Origin of the sequence: Corallococcus caeni, from assembly GCF_036245865.1 — a bacterium.
In the GTDB taxonomy this organism is placed as follows: Bacteria; Myxococcota; Myxococcia; order Myxococcales; family Myxococcaceae; genus Corallococcus; species Corallococcus caeni.
In genome coordinates, this window is sequence record NZ_BTTW01000001.1 from 1,509,302 (window position 1) to 1,524,831 (window position 15,530).

Sequence of the window (15,530 nt, forward strand, 5' to 3'; positions counted from 1 at the left end):
ACAAGCCTCCGGGTGCGCCACTCGCGAACGTTGACCCTCTCCGCCGCCGCGCTGAGCCTCCTGGCCTGCGCGAAGCAGGTTCCACCGTCCACCGCCGTCGCGCCGCCCGAACCGCGCTCGGTCCAGTTGCTGAGCGCCACGCCGGAGCGAGAGACGGCGCGCCTGGAGCAGCGGCGCGAGGACGTGGAGGTGGACACGCGCGAGGGCGAGCGCACGCCGCGCGTCGTCGCCACCGCGGAGACGCCGTCATTGCGGCTGGACGGCGCCCAGGCCCGCCTCTGCGGGGACGCGGCCTGCACGAAGGGCTTCGCCGTGGACAACTTCCTCCTGCTGGAGGTGCTGGACGCGAAGGGCAAGGTGTCGCGCCGCGCCGCCGTGGGCTTCACGGACAGCGTCTTCATTGGCAACGAGCAGGTGGACAACGTGGGCCGGCGCGCCTTCAGCTTCGAGCCCAACGAGGTGGACGTCACCGCCCTGCTGCCGGAGTCCGAGCCCTTCCGCCTCCGCGCCACCGCGCTGGACTACTGGGGCGTGGGCCGCGTGACGAACATCTTCCTGCGACTGGAGCCGGGCGCGGGCCGCGCCGAGGACGACCTGCGCGGCCACTGAGGGGCTCCGGGGCTCCGACGAAGCGTGGAGGCGGACGCGGACGTCCGCCCCACACGGCGTCAGAAGCGCATGCCGGGCGCGGGCATCACCGGGCGCAGGCCCGAGAACCCGATGGAGCCGTCGCACTCCCCGCCGCACACCTGGCCCGGGGTGAGCTCCGCGGGGCTCTTCGTCACGGCGTAGGCACCGGCGCCCGCCGCGGCGGCCACCACGCCCACGCCCACCCAGACGTACCACTTCTGGTACCAGGCCTTGCTGGTGCTCTCCTTCACCTCCGGCGGCTGCTCGGTGCCCAGCGCCAGCCCCGGCTGGTCCACCGGCTCCGCGGGCTTCGAGGGCTCCAGCACCGTCGAGCGCGGCGTGTCGTCCGGCTGCGCCACCGCCGCCGTCGCCGCCGGCTCGGGGGACGGACGCAGGCGGCCCTCCACGACGTAGAGCTGGCCGGCGCGCACGTTGATGTTCTTCACGTCCTTGAGCCCCGCCGGCCCCCGGAACTCGATTTCGTGCTGCCCCTGGGACAGCGGGTGGTTCTCCACGGGGGTGGCGCCCACGCGCGTCCCGTCCACGAACACGGTGACGCGGGGCACGTCCGCGCGCAGGGTGGCGAAGCCCGTCGCCGCGTCCAGCGCAAGCGTCAGCTCCGCCGTCTGGCCCGGCGCCAGCGTCACCTGCTGGTTGAAGTCCGAGTAGTTCTGACGGCGGGCGATGACGGTGTGCTCCCCCGGCGCCAGCTCCAGCGGCGTCAGCGGGTTCACCTCCTGGCCGTCCACCGTCACCTTCGCGGTGCGCGCGTTGCTGCCCAGCTTGAGCACGAGCGTGGCCTTGGCGGGCGCCACGTCCTCGGCGGTGGCCGTCGCGGTGCCCTTGCCCGTCTTGCCCTTGCGCGCGCCCAGCTTCTCCTTCTTGGGTGGCGTCTTGCGCTTCACCGTGGGCTTCGGCTTCGCGGTCTTGGGCTTGCCCTTGGACTTCGTGGGCTTCGTCTCCTCCGTGGGGGCGAGGAGATCATCATTGTCCTGGGCGAAGGCCGCGGAGGGCAGCGCCAGGGTGGCGACGAGCGACAGGATGGCGAAGCGGCGAAGACTCATGTCGGTCCGAAGGTTAGAGAGTCATCCCAGGGGAAGCAAACACCGTCCCACCGGCCCGTCCGTTGGGCGAATATCCGCGCCCCATGCACCGCGCCCTCGTCACCCTCCCCCTCGGCCTCTGTGTCCTCTCGCTCGCGGCCTGTCCGGGCAAGGCCCCACCCCGGGTGGAGACCGCCACGGCCTCCCGGCCGCCGCCCATCCACGTGCCGCCCGGCTGTGAGAAGGACCAGTCCGGCGACTACCACCACGCGCAGAACCCGGCCTTCCGCTACCTGGGCCAGGACGACGGCCACACCCTGTCGCTCGCGGTGGTGCGCGCCTGGGCGGACGGCGGCGTGGAGTCCCCGGACGCGGGCTCGGTGGGAATCGTCCTCACCCGCACGCCGGAGGGCTTCGTGGGCGAGACGCGCGCCACCGGCTTCAGCGCCTCCGGGACGCCCTGCCCCGTCACCTTCCCTACGGAGGCAGTGGCCTGCACCGACGCCGGCCTCACCCTGCGGGCCGCGTCGAGCACCTCCATCGACGAGGGCTGCCGCCCCGCGACCTCCGGCCCCGCCCCGGTGCGCCAGGAGCAGGTGCTGCTGCGCGGCGTCCCCGACGCGGGCCTGTAGACCCCCGCGCTGAGAGCCGAAAAGCACCGCGCCGCCCTCCCCGCCCTGGAAGCCCGGGTGGGAAGCGGCGGCGCGAGGTGAACGTGAAGCGCTTCGAGCGGCTCAGGCCGCCTGGCGCGGCTGCTCCTCGGAGGACGTCACGGCGGGGACGGCGTCCGCCACCTTCGCCTTGCCGGCGAAGCCCTGCAGCAGGCTGGACACGCCCACGTAGAGGAAGCCCGCCAGGAACAGGATGATGAAGGGCACCGACGTGTAGATGCGCGCGTCGATGGCGAACCACAGCGCCCCGGTGAAGTAGGCGGCGAAGAGCAGCTCCACCACCGGCATCAGCGTCTTGCTGCCCCGGTAGCTCTTCTTCACGGCCTTGACGCTCTTGCCCTCGGCGCCCGTCTTCGGCGTGCGGGCGAAGCCCGACTGCTGGTTGAGCAGCGCCTCGCCCACGGCCTTCGCGTTGTTGATGGCCAGGCCGATGCCCAGGCTCATCAGGAAGGGCAGGTACTTGAAGCGCTCCCAGCCCTTCACGCCGCGCTCGCGCTGGGCGGCCACGTAGAAGACGCAGACGCTGGCCGTCGCGGTGATGAAGAAGGGCAGGTCCAGGAACAGCGTGCCGTACAGGCCGTGCTGGAAGCGCACCACCATGCTGATGGGCATCAGCACGGACAGCAGCACCATCAACAGGTAGGCCATGTTGTTGGTGAGGTGGAAGAAGGCCTCGCGCTTCACCAGCAGCGGCAGGTCGCTCTTGAGGATGGTGGGCAAGAGCTTCTTCGCCGTCTGGATGGAGCCCTTGGCCCAGCGGTGCTGCTGGCTCTTGAAGGCGTTCATGTCCACCGGCACCTCCGCCGGGGAGATGACCTCCGGCAGGAAGATGAACTGCCAGCCCTTCAGCTGGGCGCGGTAGGACAGGTCCAGGTCCTCCGTGAGCGTGTCGTGCTGCCAGCCGCCCGCGTCGGAGATGGTGCTGCGGCGCCAGATGCCCGCGGTGCCGTTGAAGTTGAAGAAGCAGCCGGCGCGGTTGCGCGCGGTGTGCTCGATGATGAAGTGCCCGTCCAGGAAGATGCTCTGCGCCTGCGTGAGGATGGAGAACTCACGGTTCAGGTGGCCCCAGCGCACCTGCACCATGCCCACCTTCGCGTCCGCGAAGAAGGGCACCGTGCGCATCAGGAAGTCGGGGCTGGGGACGAAGTCCGCGTCGAACACCGCCACGTACTCGCCCGTGGCCAGCTTGAGGCCGTTCTCCAGCGCGCCCGCCTTGAAGCCCTGGCGGTTGACGCGGTGGATGTAGACGATGTCGTGGCCCTTCTGGCGGTGGCGCTCCACGCACGCGCGCGCGATGCCGCACGTCTCGTCCGTGGAGTCGTCCAGCACCTGGATCTCCAGCAGCTCACGCGGGTAGTCGATGCGGCACACCGACTCCACCAGGCGCTCCACCACGTACATCTCGTTGAAGATGGGCAGCTGGATTGTTACCCGAGGCAGCGCGGGGAGCGTGCCATTGGGCGTCGGCAGCTTGAACTTGTGGCGGTAATACAGAAACGCCATGCGGTAGCGGTGGGAGCCGTAGACTCCCAACACGCTCAGCAAGCTGAAGTAGACTGCCAGGAAGATGATCTCGACGGTGGTCATCGGTGACGCTCAGCCCCTCCCGCCGGCCCAGTCGCCAGCGGTCCTACCAGACGTGGCGGCATGCCCGACCGACCGCTCACGCTGACCGCCGCCTGTGGGTCTGCTGAGCCCCGCCCCGTATGTGCCCGAAAAGACAGGGCTTTGACCTTCCGGCTACTGATCGCCGCCGGACAATAGGGAGCGACCCGGGTCGTGTCAAACTATTCCCCGGATTCGAGAGGCTTTGCACGGCGGATTTGACGCAGGATGTCACCCCCTCCTTCCCTGCGTCCAGGGGCTTGCGGGACGACGTCCCGGGTGCTCCGAGCGGCGCAGGACCTAGCGGGCGATGCGCAGGGGCACGGGCGCGACGGGGGCGGCCTCGGTGACGTGGGACTCGTCGCGGGTGGCGCGGTCGAGCACGCCCTGCACCAGCGCCGGGAAGTCCAGGCCCGCGCGGGCGGCGATCTTCGGCAGGAGGCTGGTGGGGGTGAAGCCCGGCAGGGTGTTCACCTCCAGCACCACGTCGTTCTCCGTGTCGGAGCAGAGCAGGTCCACGCGGCCGTAGCCCCGGCAGCCCAGGGCGCGGTACGCGGCCAGCGCGAGCGACTCCACGTTGACGCGGCGGGTGTCGGACAGGCGGGGCGGGAGGAAGTACTGGGTGCCGCCCTTGTACTTGGCCTCGTAGTCGAAGCCCTCGCGGGGGAAGGCCACCTCGCAGCTGCCCAGCACGCTGTCGCCGAGGATGCCCACCGTCACCTCCTGGCCCTTCACGAAGCGCTCCACCAGGGCCTCGCCGCCGAAGCGGCACGCCTGGGCCACCGCGGGCACCAGGGCCCCGGCGTCGTGCACCACGGACAGGCCCACGGACGAGCCGCCCTTCGCGGGCTTCACCACGCAGGGGAAGCCGTTGTCGCCGTGCAGCTCCAGCGCGCGCTCCGCGTCCTCGCGGGCCACCCGGTAGCCCCGGGGCGTGGCCAGGTTGTGCAGCTGGAAGAGCTTCTTCGCCATGGGCTTGTCCATGGCCAGCGCGGAGGCCAGCACGCCGGAGCCGGTGTACGGAATCTCCAGCAGCTCCAGCAGGCCCTGCACGCGGCCGTCCTCCCCCATGCGCCCGTGCAGCGCGAGGAAGGCGACCTCGATGTCGGCCGCGCGCAGCGCCCGGTCCAGGCCCGGGCCCGCGAAGACGCGGGTGACGGTGTGTCCCAGGGTCTCCAGGGCCGCCACCACGGCCTCCCCCGTCTTGAGCGAAATCTCCCGCTCCTCACCCCACCCGCCCATCAGCACTCCCACGCGCTTGCCCATGTCGTTGATGCCTCCTTGGGCTCGCGTCAGAGCACGGATGATGCCACGCACCGGCCGTGGTCCCCGGCGCGGACGTCGCGTGCAAGTGGTTGGAATGACGGGGGTTTCGCGGTGACGCCCGCAGGCAGGCAGCCGTGTCCGGGGGGACACGGCGCGGCCCGGCGGCCACGTGCGGGAGTGTTTACAGGGCGCCGCACCCAGGCCCTGGAGATCCGGACCCGAGGCGCGGCGGCGGCAGGCCCGGAGGGCCCGCGCCGTGGGAGACCGGGCCCGGCGACCGGTGCGGTGACCGGTGACGCGAGCCCGGTGCGGGGACTTCAGCCTCCGTCGTGGAGGCCGCCGTCGGACAACAGACCGCCATCCGAGGTGCCGGCATCCGAGCCGACACCGGCGTCGGTAGGGCCGGCGTCGGTGGTCCCCGCGTCGGACGTGCCGGCGTCAGAGGGAGCGCTGTCGTCGGAGGTGCAGACCTGGTCGCGGCAGACGTAGCCCTCCTGGCACTTGCCCTGATCACAGGGCTGCCCTTCGGGGTCGAAGTCGACGAGCAGGCTGCAGGCGGACAGCCCCAGGACCAGGGCCGAGGGAACGATGAGCGATGAAAGGCGGCGCATGGCTAGTAGTTCCGGAGATCGTCTTCGTCGAGCTTGGGGCGCTTCTTCTCTTCCTCGCGCTTGCGCTTGGCGTCTTCCTCCGCCTTGCGCTTCGCCTCCTCGTCCGCCTTGCGCTTCGCCTCCTCCTGCTGCTTGCGCTGGGCCTCTTCGTCCTTCTTGCGCTGCTCCTCCTCGCGCTTGAGACGGGCCGCCTCCTCACGCTGGCGCTTCGCCTCGGCCTCGCGCTCCTTGCGCGTCAGCTTCTTCGCGGGCGGGGCGGGTGGGGGCTCCGGGGGCGGCTCGAAGGCGGGCGGCGGGGGCGTTTTCGCCGGGGCCTGCTCGGGGGCCGGCGTGGACGTGGCGTTCGCCTTGGGGGCGGGCTCCGTCTTCGCGGCGGGCGGAGGCGGCGGCATGGGCAGCGCCTCCTTCATGGGCTTCTCTTCACGGGCCGGCGCGGCGCGCGCGGGCGGCGTGCTCGCGGGGGGGCTGGACGACGACGAGCCCCCACCCTTCTTGTAGAACGCCAGGTAGCTGCCGGCGCCCGCGGACACCAGGCCCGCCAGCACGCCGATGTCCGCCACCAGCGCGTACGTCTTGCCGGTGCTCTTCAGGTCCTCCGCGCGCGTGCTGCCCTGCGGCGCGGTCTTGAACGCGTCCGCCTTGGAGGAGGCCTCCAAGCCGAAGTAGATGCCGCCCGCCAGCAGCGCCACGCCCGTGGCCAGCAGCACGTAGCCCGCGGTGCGGCGGCTCACGCCCCCGCCACCGGCGAAGTGCTTCACCGGCTTGCCGTCGACGCGCGCCGCGTCCTGGGCCACCAGCCCCGTCAGCAGCGCCTCGGAGCCCGTGGCCATCGCGTCACCGCGCGGCACCTGGCCCAGCGCGTACGCCTGGTTGTGGCCGTCCGCCACGTCCATGCGCAGGCCGGTGACGGTCAGCGGCGCGTTGCCCGGGCCGCCGCGCACCACCAGCGCCAGCACCTGCGGCACGCCCGCGAGCGCGCCCAGCTCCTGCAGCGCCTTGTCGCGCTCTTCGTCATCGGGGTTCTTCGCGATGCGCTCCACGAGCGCGGCGTAGCGCTGCTGCACCGGCAGCTTCGTGAGCGTGAAGGAGGACTCGCCCTCGCGCGCCCGGCCCTCCGTCACGACGTAGCCCGGCGCCACCAGCGTCACGTAGTGGTCCGCGCGCGTCAGGCCGGTGAGCGCCAGCGGGGACACGCCCCGGTAGGCCCCGTCCACGAACACCTGCGCGGCAACGGGCTGCGTGCGCACCGACAACGTCGCCTGCGCGCCGTCCAGCTGCGCCTTGCGCTCCTTCTCCACGAACGCGACCTCTTCGGGCGGGAAGAAGTTGGGGTTGAACGTCGCGCGCGGATCCACCGCGAGCACGCCGCGCATCTCCAGCTCCGCGGCCTTGTTCTCCCCGTTGGCCACCTGCGTCGCGGCCTTCATCACCCGCGCGCGGCTCAAGAGCGGGAACGCGCGAGACAGGTCCGCCTGCTCGTAGTCCTTCACCGCCTTGTCGAAGCTCTGGAGCGCCTTCACGGTGTCCAGCTCGTCGTACGCCTTCAAGCCGTCCTTGAGCGCGGCGTTGCCCTCCACCGCCTTCGCCTGGCGCGCGCTCGCGCCCTGGGGGTCCAGCGCGTCCGTCAGCCGCACCAGCTCCAGGCGCCCGGAGCGGGCCACGGCCTGCTCGGCCCAGTGCGCCAGCGCCAGCGCCTCACCCTCCAGCGACGCATCCACGGGAATGGCCACCACCGCCACGCGGGGGCCCGTCGCCGACGGCAGCGTTCGCGGCATCAGCCGCAGCGGTACGTGTTGCTGCTGCGCGGCGGCGGGGCCCATGGCCAGCATTCCCACCAGCCAGCCACTGAGCGTCGCGTGCAGCGCGCGATTGAAAGGACGTCGCATCCGGTCTCCCTCGTTGCTGTGCGCATTACACGCACTGCGAGGCGGAACGCCACCTCGAAAGGGGGTTTCAGCGACCCGCGGTGCTCCCGGAGGCCCGGGACGCGGGCCCTGGCGCCAACCCATGGAGGTAGTTGAGCGCGACCTTCAGCTGTGGATCCGCGAGCTTCGCCGTCACCGCCCAGTCCTTCAGGTTCGTGGGCAGGGTGCGCGGCTGCGCGGCGACCTCCGACGTCGCCTGGGACGGCTCCGCCTTGAAGTGGCGCCGCAGGTCCTTCTCCCGGGGCGCGTCGCTCCCCGTCTTCCCGGAGGAGTCCTCCGGCACCAGGAAGTCCGGGGTGATGCCCTTCTCCTGGATGCTGCGGCCCTTGGGCGTGTAGTAGCGCGCGATGGTGAGCTTCAGGCCGGAGCCGTCCTCCAGCTCGATGATGGTCTGCACGCTGCCCTTGCCGAAGGTCTGCGTGCCCATGATGACCGCGCGGCCGTGGTCCTGGAGCGCGCCGGCGACGATTTCGGACGCGGAGGCGCTGCCCGCGTTGACCAGCACCACCAGCGGGTAGTCCTTCTCCGTGTCGCGGTCGCGGCTCTTCTCCTCGGAGGCGTTGCGGCCGTCGCGCCCGCGCGTGGACACGATGGGCAGGTTGCCCGGCAGGAAGCGGTCGCTCATGGCCACGGCCTGGTCCAACAGGCCGCCGGGGTTGTTGCGCAGGTCCAGCACCAGGCCGTCCAGCTCCCTGCCGCCGTTGAGCGCGCGCAGCCGGTCCAGCTCCTTCTTCAGCGACACGTCCGTGCGGTCCTGGAAGTTCTTCACCTTCACGTGACCGATGCCGTCGTAGAGCGCGCCTTCCACGGACACGATGCGGATGTGGTCGCGCAGGATGGCCAGCTCGCGCGGGGCGTTGAAGCCCGCGCGCATGAGCGTGAGCAGCACGCGGCCGCCCGCGGGCCCGCGCATCTTCTGGAGCGCGCGGCCCAGGTCCATGCCCTGGGTGCTCTCCCCGTCGATGGCGAGCAGCTCGTCCCCCGCCTTGATGCCGGCGCGCGCCGCGGGCGTGTCGTCGATGGGCGCCACCACCACCAGCCGGTCGCCCTTGCGCGCGATCTCAATGCCCAGGCCGCCGAACTCGCCGGACGTGTCGATCTTCATCTCCCGGAAGAGCTCCGGGGGCATGTAGACGGTGTGCGGATCCAGCGTGTCGAGCATCCCCTGGATGGCGCCCTGGATGAGCGTCTTCCTGTCCACGGGCTCCACGTAGTTGTTCTCCACGTAGGAGAGCACCCGCGCGAACAACTCCAGCTGGCGGTACGCGGACTCCTCCCGGCTGGCCGCGTCCGCTGGCTTCTGCGCGAGCGCGGGCGCGCCCCACACGAGGAGCGCGGCGAGTCCCATGCGCCACGGCTTCGGGAAACGGGTCACGGGGGCGCGTCCTTGGGGGTCGGGTGAGAGAGGCCGTCGCAAGGCCCCCGAGTCTACACCCGGCCCGCCGGACGATTCCCGCCCTTAGAGGCTGGCCCGGTCCGCGAAGCCCACCAGGTGGGACACGAACGCGTCCGGCCGCTCCATCTGCGGCACGTGGCCGAAGCCCTCCACCACGTGGACCTCCGCCTGGGCGGGCAGGTGCTGCCGGTACCAGGTGAGGATCTCCGGGGGCAGGAGCCGCTCGCTGCCGCCCCAGAGGAAGAGCACCGGCATCTTCAGCTCCCGCACCGCCTGGGGCGCGATGCTCGCCTGCGTGGCCAGCGCATCCGCCGCGAGCGCCTGCACCGTGGGCGTCGTGTAGAACTTCCGCAGCTCCGACGCGAGCAGCATCGCGGCCCACGGCGGCCGGTGGAACAGGCGCTTCGTCAGCGCGCGGACGTCCGCGTTCGACTTCACCGCGAAGTGGCCCAGCAGCGCCGCCAGCGCCTCGGGCGTCAGCTCCGCGCCCGCGGGGGAGACCAGCGCGAGCGCCTTCACCAGGGCCGGATGCTCGGCGGCCAGGTTGACGGACATGGCCCCGCCCAGCGAGTTGCCCACCACGAGGGCGGGCGTCCCCACCACCTGCTCGAAGTAGGCGCGCAGCACGTCGAACTGGGCCTGCACGCAGGTGGGGCCGCCGCAGTACTCGCCGGAGAAGCCGTGGCCCGGCAGGTCCGGCGCGAGCACGCGGGAGAAGCGCCGCGCCAGGCCGAAGAACGTGCGCCCGAAGCCGTTGGCGGAGCCGCCCAGCCCGTGCACCAGCACCACCGGCGGGCCCCTGCCCTGCCCCTCCAGCGCGTAGTGGTGCACCGCCTGACCGCCCACGCTCACCGTCTCCGACACCACGCCACGCGCCACCAGCATGCGGCGCATCGCCTTCTGCATCCCACCCATCAGGTCCACGCGCGGGCCTCCTTCCTCACCAACGACCGCTGCCCTGCACCTTCTAATGCGCCCGCCGCTTGGACGCACCGCATCATGACAGACAGAGTCAGGGCGTCCCCGCGGCGGCGGTGGCGGGGGCCAGCCAGGGGGCGGGGTCCACGGCCTGCCCGGCGCGGCGGACCTCGAAGTAGAGGTAGGCGCCCTTGAGGGAGCCGGTGTCGCCCACCTCCCCCACCACGTCGCCCGGGGCCACGCGGGCGCCCACGGCGACGGCGATGGTGGAGAGGTGGGCCACCAGGGTGTGGAAGTCATCGCCGTGGTCGACGATGAGCAGGTTGCCGTAGCCGCGCAGCCACCCCGCGTAGACGACGGTGCCTTCGGCCACCGCGTGCACGGGGGTGCCCGAGGGCGCGCGGATGTCCACGCCCTTCTGCACGGTGACGGTGTTGAAGCGCGGGTTCACCACGCGTCCGAAGCCCACCTCCACGATGCCCGCGACGGGCCGGGGCAGCTTGCCCTTCAGGGCGCCGAAGCCGCTGGTCGCGGGGGCCTCGTGCAGGTCCACCAGCATGCGGGTGAGCTCCGCGTCCGCGCCCTCCAGCTCGCGCACGGCGCGCTTCGCCAGCTCCGCCTCGCCGGCCAGCTTCCCCACCACCTCCTCCAGCGCCTCCTGCTGGGCCTGGGCCTGCTTCGACTGTTGCTGGAGGAAGGCCACGCGCTGCGACAGCGAGGTGTGCAGCCGCTTCAGCTCCAGCGTCGCCTGGCGCTGGAGGGTCGCCACGTGCTGCACGGTGCGCAAGAGCTCCAGGTCGCCGGCCATGCTGGCCTCCAGCGCGCGGGCGCGCCACATGAGCGCGGCGAAGTCCTCCGCGGACAGCAGCACCTCCAGCGGGCGGCGGCGCTGGAGCCGGTACAGGGTGCGCAGCCGCGGGGACAGCCGGCGCAGCTGGGCGCGCAGGGCTTCGCGCAGCACGGCCTCCTCGCGCTCCGCGAGCGCGACGCGGCGGCGGAAGAGGTTGAGGTCGCCCTCCAGCGCGCGCACGCGGCGGCGGGAGAAGGCGGCCATGTCCTCCATCAGCTCCATGCCCTCCAGCACGGAGAGCTTCTTCGCCTCCACCAGCGCGAGCGTGGCGCGCTGCGCGGCCAGCTTCTCGCGGATGGCCGCGCGCTCCGCCTCCTCGTCCTGCTGGGCGAACGCGGCGGTCGCGCCCAGGAGCACCATGAGCCAGGCCAGCCGTCTCATACGCGCAGGAAGCGCCCCACCGCGACGAAGCTGCCGCCCAGGCCCAGCGCGCAGCCGGCCACCAAGAGCTCCAGCGCGGTGCGCGGCTCCACCCACGGCGCGGCCACGCCCGGCCCCAGGAGGAACGCGAACAGCGACCCCAGCGTGGGCCCCAGCAGCCGGCCGAACAGCCACAGCCCGCCCACCGCCACCAGCGCGCCCAGCAGGCCCTGCAGCAGCCCCTCCAGGAGGAACGGCGCCTTCACGAAGCGGTCCGTGGCGCCCACCAGCTTCTGGATTTCAATCTCCTCGCGCCGCGAATAGATGGCCAGCTGGAGCGTCGCCGCCACGATGACGATGGTCGTCCCCAGCACCACCACCAGCGCCACCAGCGCCCCGAAGCTCAGCGCCCGGGCGATGGCGGACAGCCGCTCCACCGCGGCCTCGCCGTAGTCCACGCCGGTGACGCCGGGCAGCGCGCGCAGCTCCTTCGCCAGGGCCTTGAGCGCTTCGGGAGACCTCCGCGCCTCCGGCACGCGCAGCTCCAGCGTCGCGGGCAGCGGGTTCTCCGGCAGCTCCGACAGCGCCTCGCCCAGGTCGCCCAGCTCCTGCTTGAGCCGCTTCAGCGCCGCTTCCGGCGGCACCACCGTCACCTCGCCGTGGGAGAGCTCCACCACGCGCGTGTGGACGCCGTGCACCTCGTCCTCGCCCAGCTGCGGCGCCAGGTAGAGCGTCACCTCCACCTCGCCGCCCAGCGACGCGAGCAGGTTGTCCACCACGTGCGACGCGCCCCGCGCCAGCCCCGCCGCGAACAGCGCGATGGCGATGGTGGATACGGCAATGAAGTGCACGAAGGGCGCGTGCTTCAGCCCCCCGGCCGCCGAGCGCCAGAAGTAGGCCGCCTTCGACAGCACGCTCATACCAGCATCCGCCGCGCCGCCTTGACGCCGTCCTCGTCGGAGACGATGAGCCCGCGCTCCAGGCGCACCGTGCGCTTCTGGTAGCGCGACAGGAGCGTGGCGTCGTGCGTGGCCACCATCACCGTGGTGCCCCGGATGTTGATGTCCGTGAGCAGGTCCATGATCTCCACCGTGAGCGCCGGGTCCAGGTTGCCGGTGGGCTCGTCCGCCAGGAGGATGGTGGGGTCATTCACGAGCGCGCGCGCGATGACCACGCGCTGCTGCTCTCCACCCGACAGCCGCAGGGGCAGCGAGTTCGCCTTGTGCTCCAGCCCCACCAGCTTGAGCATCCGGTGCACCTTCTCACGCGACTCCGCGCGGGGCACTCCCAGCACGTCCAGCGTGAAGCCCACGTTGTCCGCGACGCTGCGGTGGGGCAGCAGCTTGAAGTCCTGGAACACCACGCCGATGTTGCGGCGCAGGTACGGCACCGCCGACTCGCGGATGCGCGCGATGTTCTTGCCGCCCACCAGTATCTGCCCCTTGGTGGCCTTCTCCCCGCAGAAGATGAGCTTGAGCAGCGTCGTCTTCCCCGCGCCGGAAGGGCCGGTGAGGAAGACGAACTCGCCCTTCTCCACGTTCAGGTTGATGTCCTGCAACACCGGCGGATCGCCGGGATACGCCTTGTAGACGTGGAAGAACTGGATCATGACCGGAAGCGAGGGGCTTCCGGTGAGCGTACCACGCCCCCAGGGCCCGCCCAGGAACGGGCCGGGCGCGCGCTGGAAGGCGGCCACCACGCGAGGACTACGAGGGCTCGCCCTCGCTCGCCAGGTAGCTGAGGATGACCTCGTCCAGGCTCTTCTCGGAGATGAGGTCCTCTCCGAAGAGCGTCTCCACGCCCACCTCGTTGATGCGCGGCTTCTCCTTGAGGGCGCGCGCGGCGGCCACTTCCGGAGGGAGGTGCGGGGCGGCGGCCACGGCGGGAGGAGGCGGCGGCGTGGGCGGACGCGGCTGCTGCACGGGCGCCTGCGGCAGCTTCGGCTGCGCGGCCATCTCCGCGTCCGTGGCGAGCTGGCCCGGCTGGTACGAACGGACGGTGGACTCGTAGTTGTCGTACACGCCGTTGATGAGGTTGCGCAGCATCTCCTTGTGCTGCTCCTCCATCAACTCGCGCACGACCTCCGCCAGGTTCTCCGCGTTGAGGATGTCCGCGTAGGACGTCTTCTTGGACGCGAGGATGTTCCCGCCCACGAACAGGTGGGTGATGATGTGGGGGTTGTTGACGCCCGAGTCCTCGGTCTGGACGTGGTAGACCTTCCCCTTGTGCTTGATGTTGTGATTGAAGCCGGTGACGGCTTTTTCGAAGGTTTTCGCCATTGCCGAGGTCGGGCACCGTAGCAGCGGGGTCCGGGCTTCACAAGGCAAGCGTCGCGCGCCCCGCACCTCTTTCCGCGTGCCTGCCCGCTTCCGGCGGTGTGCGTCCGCCACCTTCCGCACACCCGCCGTGTACGGATCCGCACGGGCACACCAGCCTGGCGGGCAAGGGGGGCTCTGTTGAAAAGCCGAAACCGCCTGGGGTACGTAAACCCCTCTGACGATCGCGCCGTCAGTCCCACCCTCCCTGCCGCGGACCGGAACACCACCGATGAAGAAGCCGGACACCATCGCGGACAAGGTCCGCCTGCAGGACGCCCAGACGCTCGCGCAGGGGTACTCGCCCGCCATCCGCGCCATGGAGATCGCCTCCATCATCGCGTTCGTGGGGCTGGAGGCCGCGCTCGTCTACAAGCTCTGGAGCACCCACCACACCGGGCCGTGGCTTTTGACCCTGGCGGTGGTGCTGGGCTACCTGGCCGCGGACTTCGTGTCCGGCCTGGTCCACTGGATGGGTGACACGTGGGGCTCCACGGAGATGCCCGTCCTGGGCAAGGCGTTCATCCGCCCCTTCCGCGAGCACCACGTCGACGAGAAGGCCATCACCCGCCACGACTTCGTGGAGACCAACGGCAACAACTGTCTCGTGTCGCTGCCGGTGGCGGCGCTCGCGGTGGCGGTGCCCCTCAACGGCCCGGGCTGGGTGTTCCTGGCCGCGTTCCTGGGCGCGATGATCTTCTGGGTGATGGCGACCAACCAGTTCCACAAGTGGTCGCACCTGGATGAGCCGCCCGCGCTCATCGGCTTCCTGCAGCGCGTGCACCTCATCCTGCCGCCGGACCACCACCGCGTGCACCACACCGCGCCCTTCAACCAGTACTACTGCATCACCGTGGGCTGGATGAACCGGCCGCTGCGGATGATCCACTTCTTCCCGCTGATGGAGCGGCTCATCACCTGGGCTACCGGCCAGTTGCCGCGCCAGGACGACATCGGCACGGAGGCCGCCAAGGCGCTCGTCGCCGTGGACGACGCCCAGGAGCTGCCCGTGCTCCAGGCGGCCAAGGAGCTGCTCAAGGCCTCCGCCGAGGAGCCCGCTCCCTCCGTGTCCACCCGCCCCGTCCCGTAGGAACCGGGGCCGGAAGGCTTCTTAGAAGCGCAGGTCCACCTGCTCCGCGGAAGGGATGGGGCGCCCCAGGAAGCGGGCCCCCACCTCCACGAAGCGCTCCGGCACGTCGGTGACGAAGAAGGCGTGCTCCGGCGCGCCCACGGACGCCGGCGCCAGCAGCCCCTTCTCCCCCAGGAGCTCCGCCACCGCCTCCGCCGTGGCCTCCGCCGAGTCCACCAGCGACACGTGCGGCCCCACGACCTCGGCGATGACGCCCTTGAGCAGCGGGTAGTGGGTGCAGCCCAGCACCAGCGTGTCCACCCCGTCGCGCGCGAAGCCGGTCAGGTACTCGCGGGCCACGAGCAGCGGCACGTCGCCGGTGGTCCACCCCTCCTCCGCCAGGGGCACGAAGAGCGGGCACGCCGTGGCCTTCACCGCGACCTTCGGGTTGCCCGCCTCCAGCGCCCGCTGGTACGCGCCGGAGCGCACGGTGCCCGGCGTCCCGATGACGCCCACGCCGCCGCCCCGGGTGCGCTGGAGCGCCGTGCGGGCCCCGGGTTCAATCACGCCCAGCACCGGCACCGGCAGCGCGGCCTGGAGGGCGGGCAGCGCCGCGGCGGAGGCGGTGTTGCACGCCACCACCAGCAGCTTGATGCCGCGCTCCAGGAGGAACTCCGCGTTCTTCAGCGAGTAGCGCGTCACCACCTCGCCGGACTTCGTTCCGTAGGGCACCCGGGCGGTGTCCCCCAGGTAGAGCGTGCGCTCGTGGGGGAGCCGCGCCATGAGCGCCTTGAGGACGGTGAGGCCTCCGATGCCGGAGTCGAACACGCCGATGGGACCGTGGCTGTCTTGCCGCATGGGGGGTGTCCCT

At 71.5% G+C, this 15,530-nt stretch carries 15 protein-coding genes; 3 read left to right on the forward strand and 12 right to left on the reverse strand.

Annotated features, from left to right (window positions below; translation table 11 throughout):
- Positions 1–12 precede the first annotated feature (12 nt).
- Positions 13–609, forward strand: a complete 597-nt coding sequence (locus AABA78_RS06040; protein WP_338262024.1) for a hypothetical protein — start codon at positions 13–15, stop codon at positions 607–609.
- Positions 610–668: 59 nt separating this feature from the next.
- On the opposite strand, the gene AABA78_RS06045 is transcribed toward AABA78_RS06040, so the two are convergent.
- Positions 669–1,694: a PEGA domain-containing protein gene (locus tag AABA78_RS06045; RefSeq protein WP_338262025.1), complete on the reverse strand. Its 1,026-nt coding sequence runs from the start codon at positions 1,692–1,694 to the stop codon at positions 669–671.
- 83 nt (positions 1,695–1,777) lie between these two features.
- Here AABA78_RS06045 and AABA78_RS06050 point away from each other — a divergent pair, with 83 nt between their 5' ends.
- On the forward strand, positions 1,778–2,305 hold the full coding sequence (locus AABA78_RS06050; RefSeq protein WP_338262026.1) for a hypothetical protein: 528 nt from the start codon (positions 1,778–1,780) through the stop codon (positions 2,303–2,305).
- 102 nt (positions 2,306–2,407) lie between these two features.
- Here the strand turns inward: AABA78_RS06050 and AABA78_RS06055 are convergent, their stop codons facing one another.
- From AABA78_RS06055 to AABA78_RS06100, 10 genes are all read right to left on the reverse strand, one after another.
- Complete coding sequence (locus AABA78_RS06055; RefSeq protein WP_338262027.1) at positions 2,408–3,931, reverse strand: cellulose synthase family protein; 1,524 nt, start codon at positions 3,929–3,931, stop codon at positions 2,408–2,410.
- Between the two features lie 318 nt (positions 3,932–4,249).
- On the reverse strand, positions 4,250–5,215 hold the full coding sequence (locus tag AABA78_RS06060; RefSeq protein WP_338262028.1) for a D-alanine--D-alanine ligase: 966 nt from the start codon (positions 5,213–5,215) through the stop codon (positions 4,250–4,252).
- Between the two features lie 317 nt (positions 5,216–5,532).
- Entirely contained in the window at positions 5,533–5,826 is a 294-nt protein-coding gene (locus AABA78_RS06065; RefSeq protein WP_338262029.1) for a hypothetical protein, read from the reverse strand.
- A gap of 2 nt (positions 5,827–5,828) precedes the next feature.
- Positions 5,829–7,712 carry a PEGA domain-containing protein gene (locus AABA78_RS06070; protein WP_338262030.1) on the reverse strand — a complete coding sequence of 628 codons (1,884 nt, stop codon included), beginning with the start codon at positions 7,710–7,712 and terminating at the stop codon, positions 5,829–5,831.
- A 67-nt stretch (positions 7,713–7,779) separates the two neighbouring features.
- Entirely contained in the window at positions 7,780–9,126 is a 1,347-nt protein-coding gene (locus AABA78_RS06075) for a S41 family peptidase (RefSeq protein ID WP_338262031.1), read from the reverse strand.
- Between the two features lie 84 nt (positions 9,127–9,210).
- Positions 9,211–10,071 (reverse strand): alpha/beta fold hydrolase, encoded by an 861-nt coding sequence (locus AABA78_RS06080; RefSeq protein ID WP_338262032.1) that lies wholly within the window; start codon positions 10,069–10,071, stop codon positions 9,211–9,213.
- An 88-nt stretch (positions 10,072–10,159) separates the two neighbouring features.
- Positions 10,160–11,296, reverse strand: a complete 1,137-nt coding sequence (locus AABA78_RS06085; RefSeq protein WP_338262033.1) for a murein hydrolase activator EnvC family protein — start codon at positions 11,294–11,296, stop codon at positions 10,160–10,162.
- Entirely contained in the window at positions 11,293–12,195 is a 903-nt protein-coding gene (locus AABA78_RS06090; protein ID WP_338262034.1) for a cell division protein FtsX, read from the reverse strand. Before AABA78_RS06090 ends, AABA78_RS06085 begins: the two co-directional genes overlap by 4 nt.
- Positions 12,192–12,884: a cell division ATP-binding protein FtsE gene (gene ftsE, locus AABA78_RS06095; RefSeq protein ID WP_171418750.1), complete on the reverse strand. Its 693-nt coding sequence runs from the start codon at positions 12,882–12,884 to the stop codon at positions 12,192–12,194. Before ftsE ends, AABA78_RS06090 begins: the two co-directional genes overlap by 4 nt.
- A gap of 97 nt (positions 12,885–12,981) precedes the next feature.
- Complete coding sequence (locus tag AABA78_RS06100) at positions 12,982–13,554, reverse strand: RomY N-terminal domain-containing regulatory protein (RefSeq protein ID WP_171418752.1); 573 nt, start codon at positions 13,552–13,554, stop codon at positions 12,982–12,984.
- A 268-nt stretch (positions 13,555–13,822) separates the two neighbouring features.
- Here AABA78_RS06100 and carF point away from each other — a divergent pair, with 268 nt between their 5' ends.
- Positions 13,823–14,680 (forward strand): plasmanylethanolamine desaturase, encoded by an 858-nt coding sequence (gene carF / locus AABA78_RS06105; RefSeq protein ID WP_338262035.1) that lies wholly within the window; start codon positions 13,823–13,825, stop codon positions 14,678–14,680.
- A gap of 21 nt (positions 14,681–14,701) precedes the next feature.
- Here the strand turns inward: carF and murI are convergent, their stop codons facing one another.
- Positions 14,702–15,517 (reverse strand): glutamate racemase, encoded by an 816-nt coding sequence (gene murI, locus AABA78_RS06110; protein ID WP_338262036.1) that lies wholly within the window; start codon positions 15,515–15,517, stop codon positions 14,702–14,704.
- Positions 15,518–15,530: the final 13 nt, after the last annotated feature.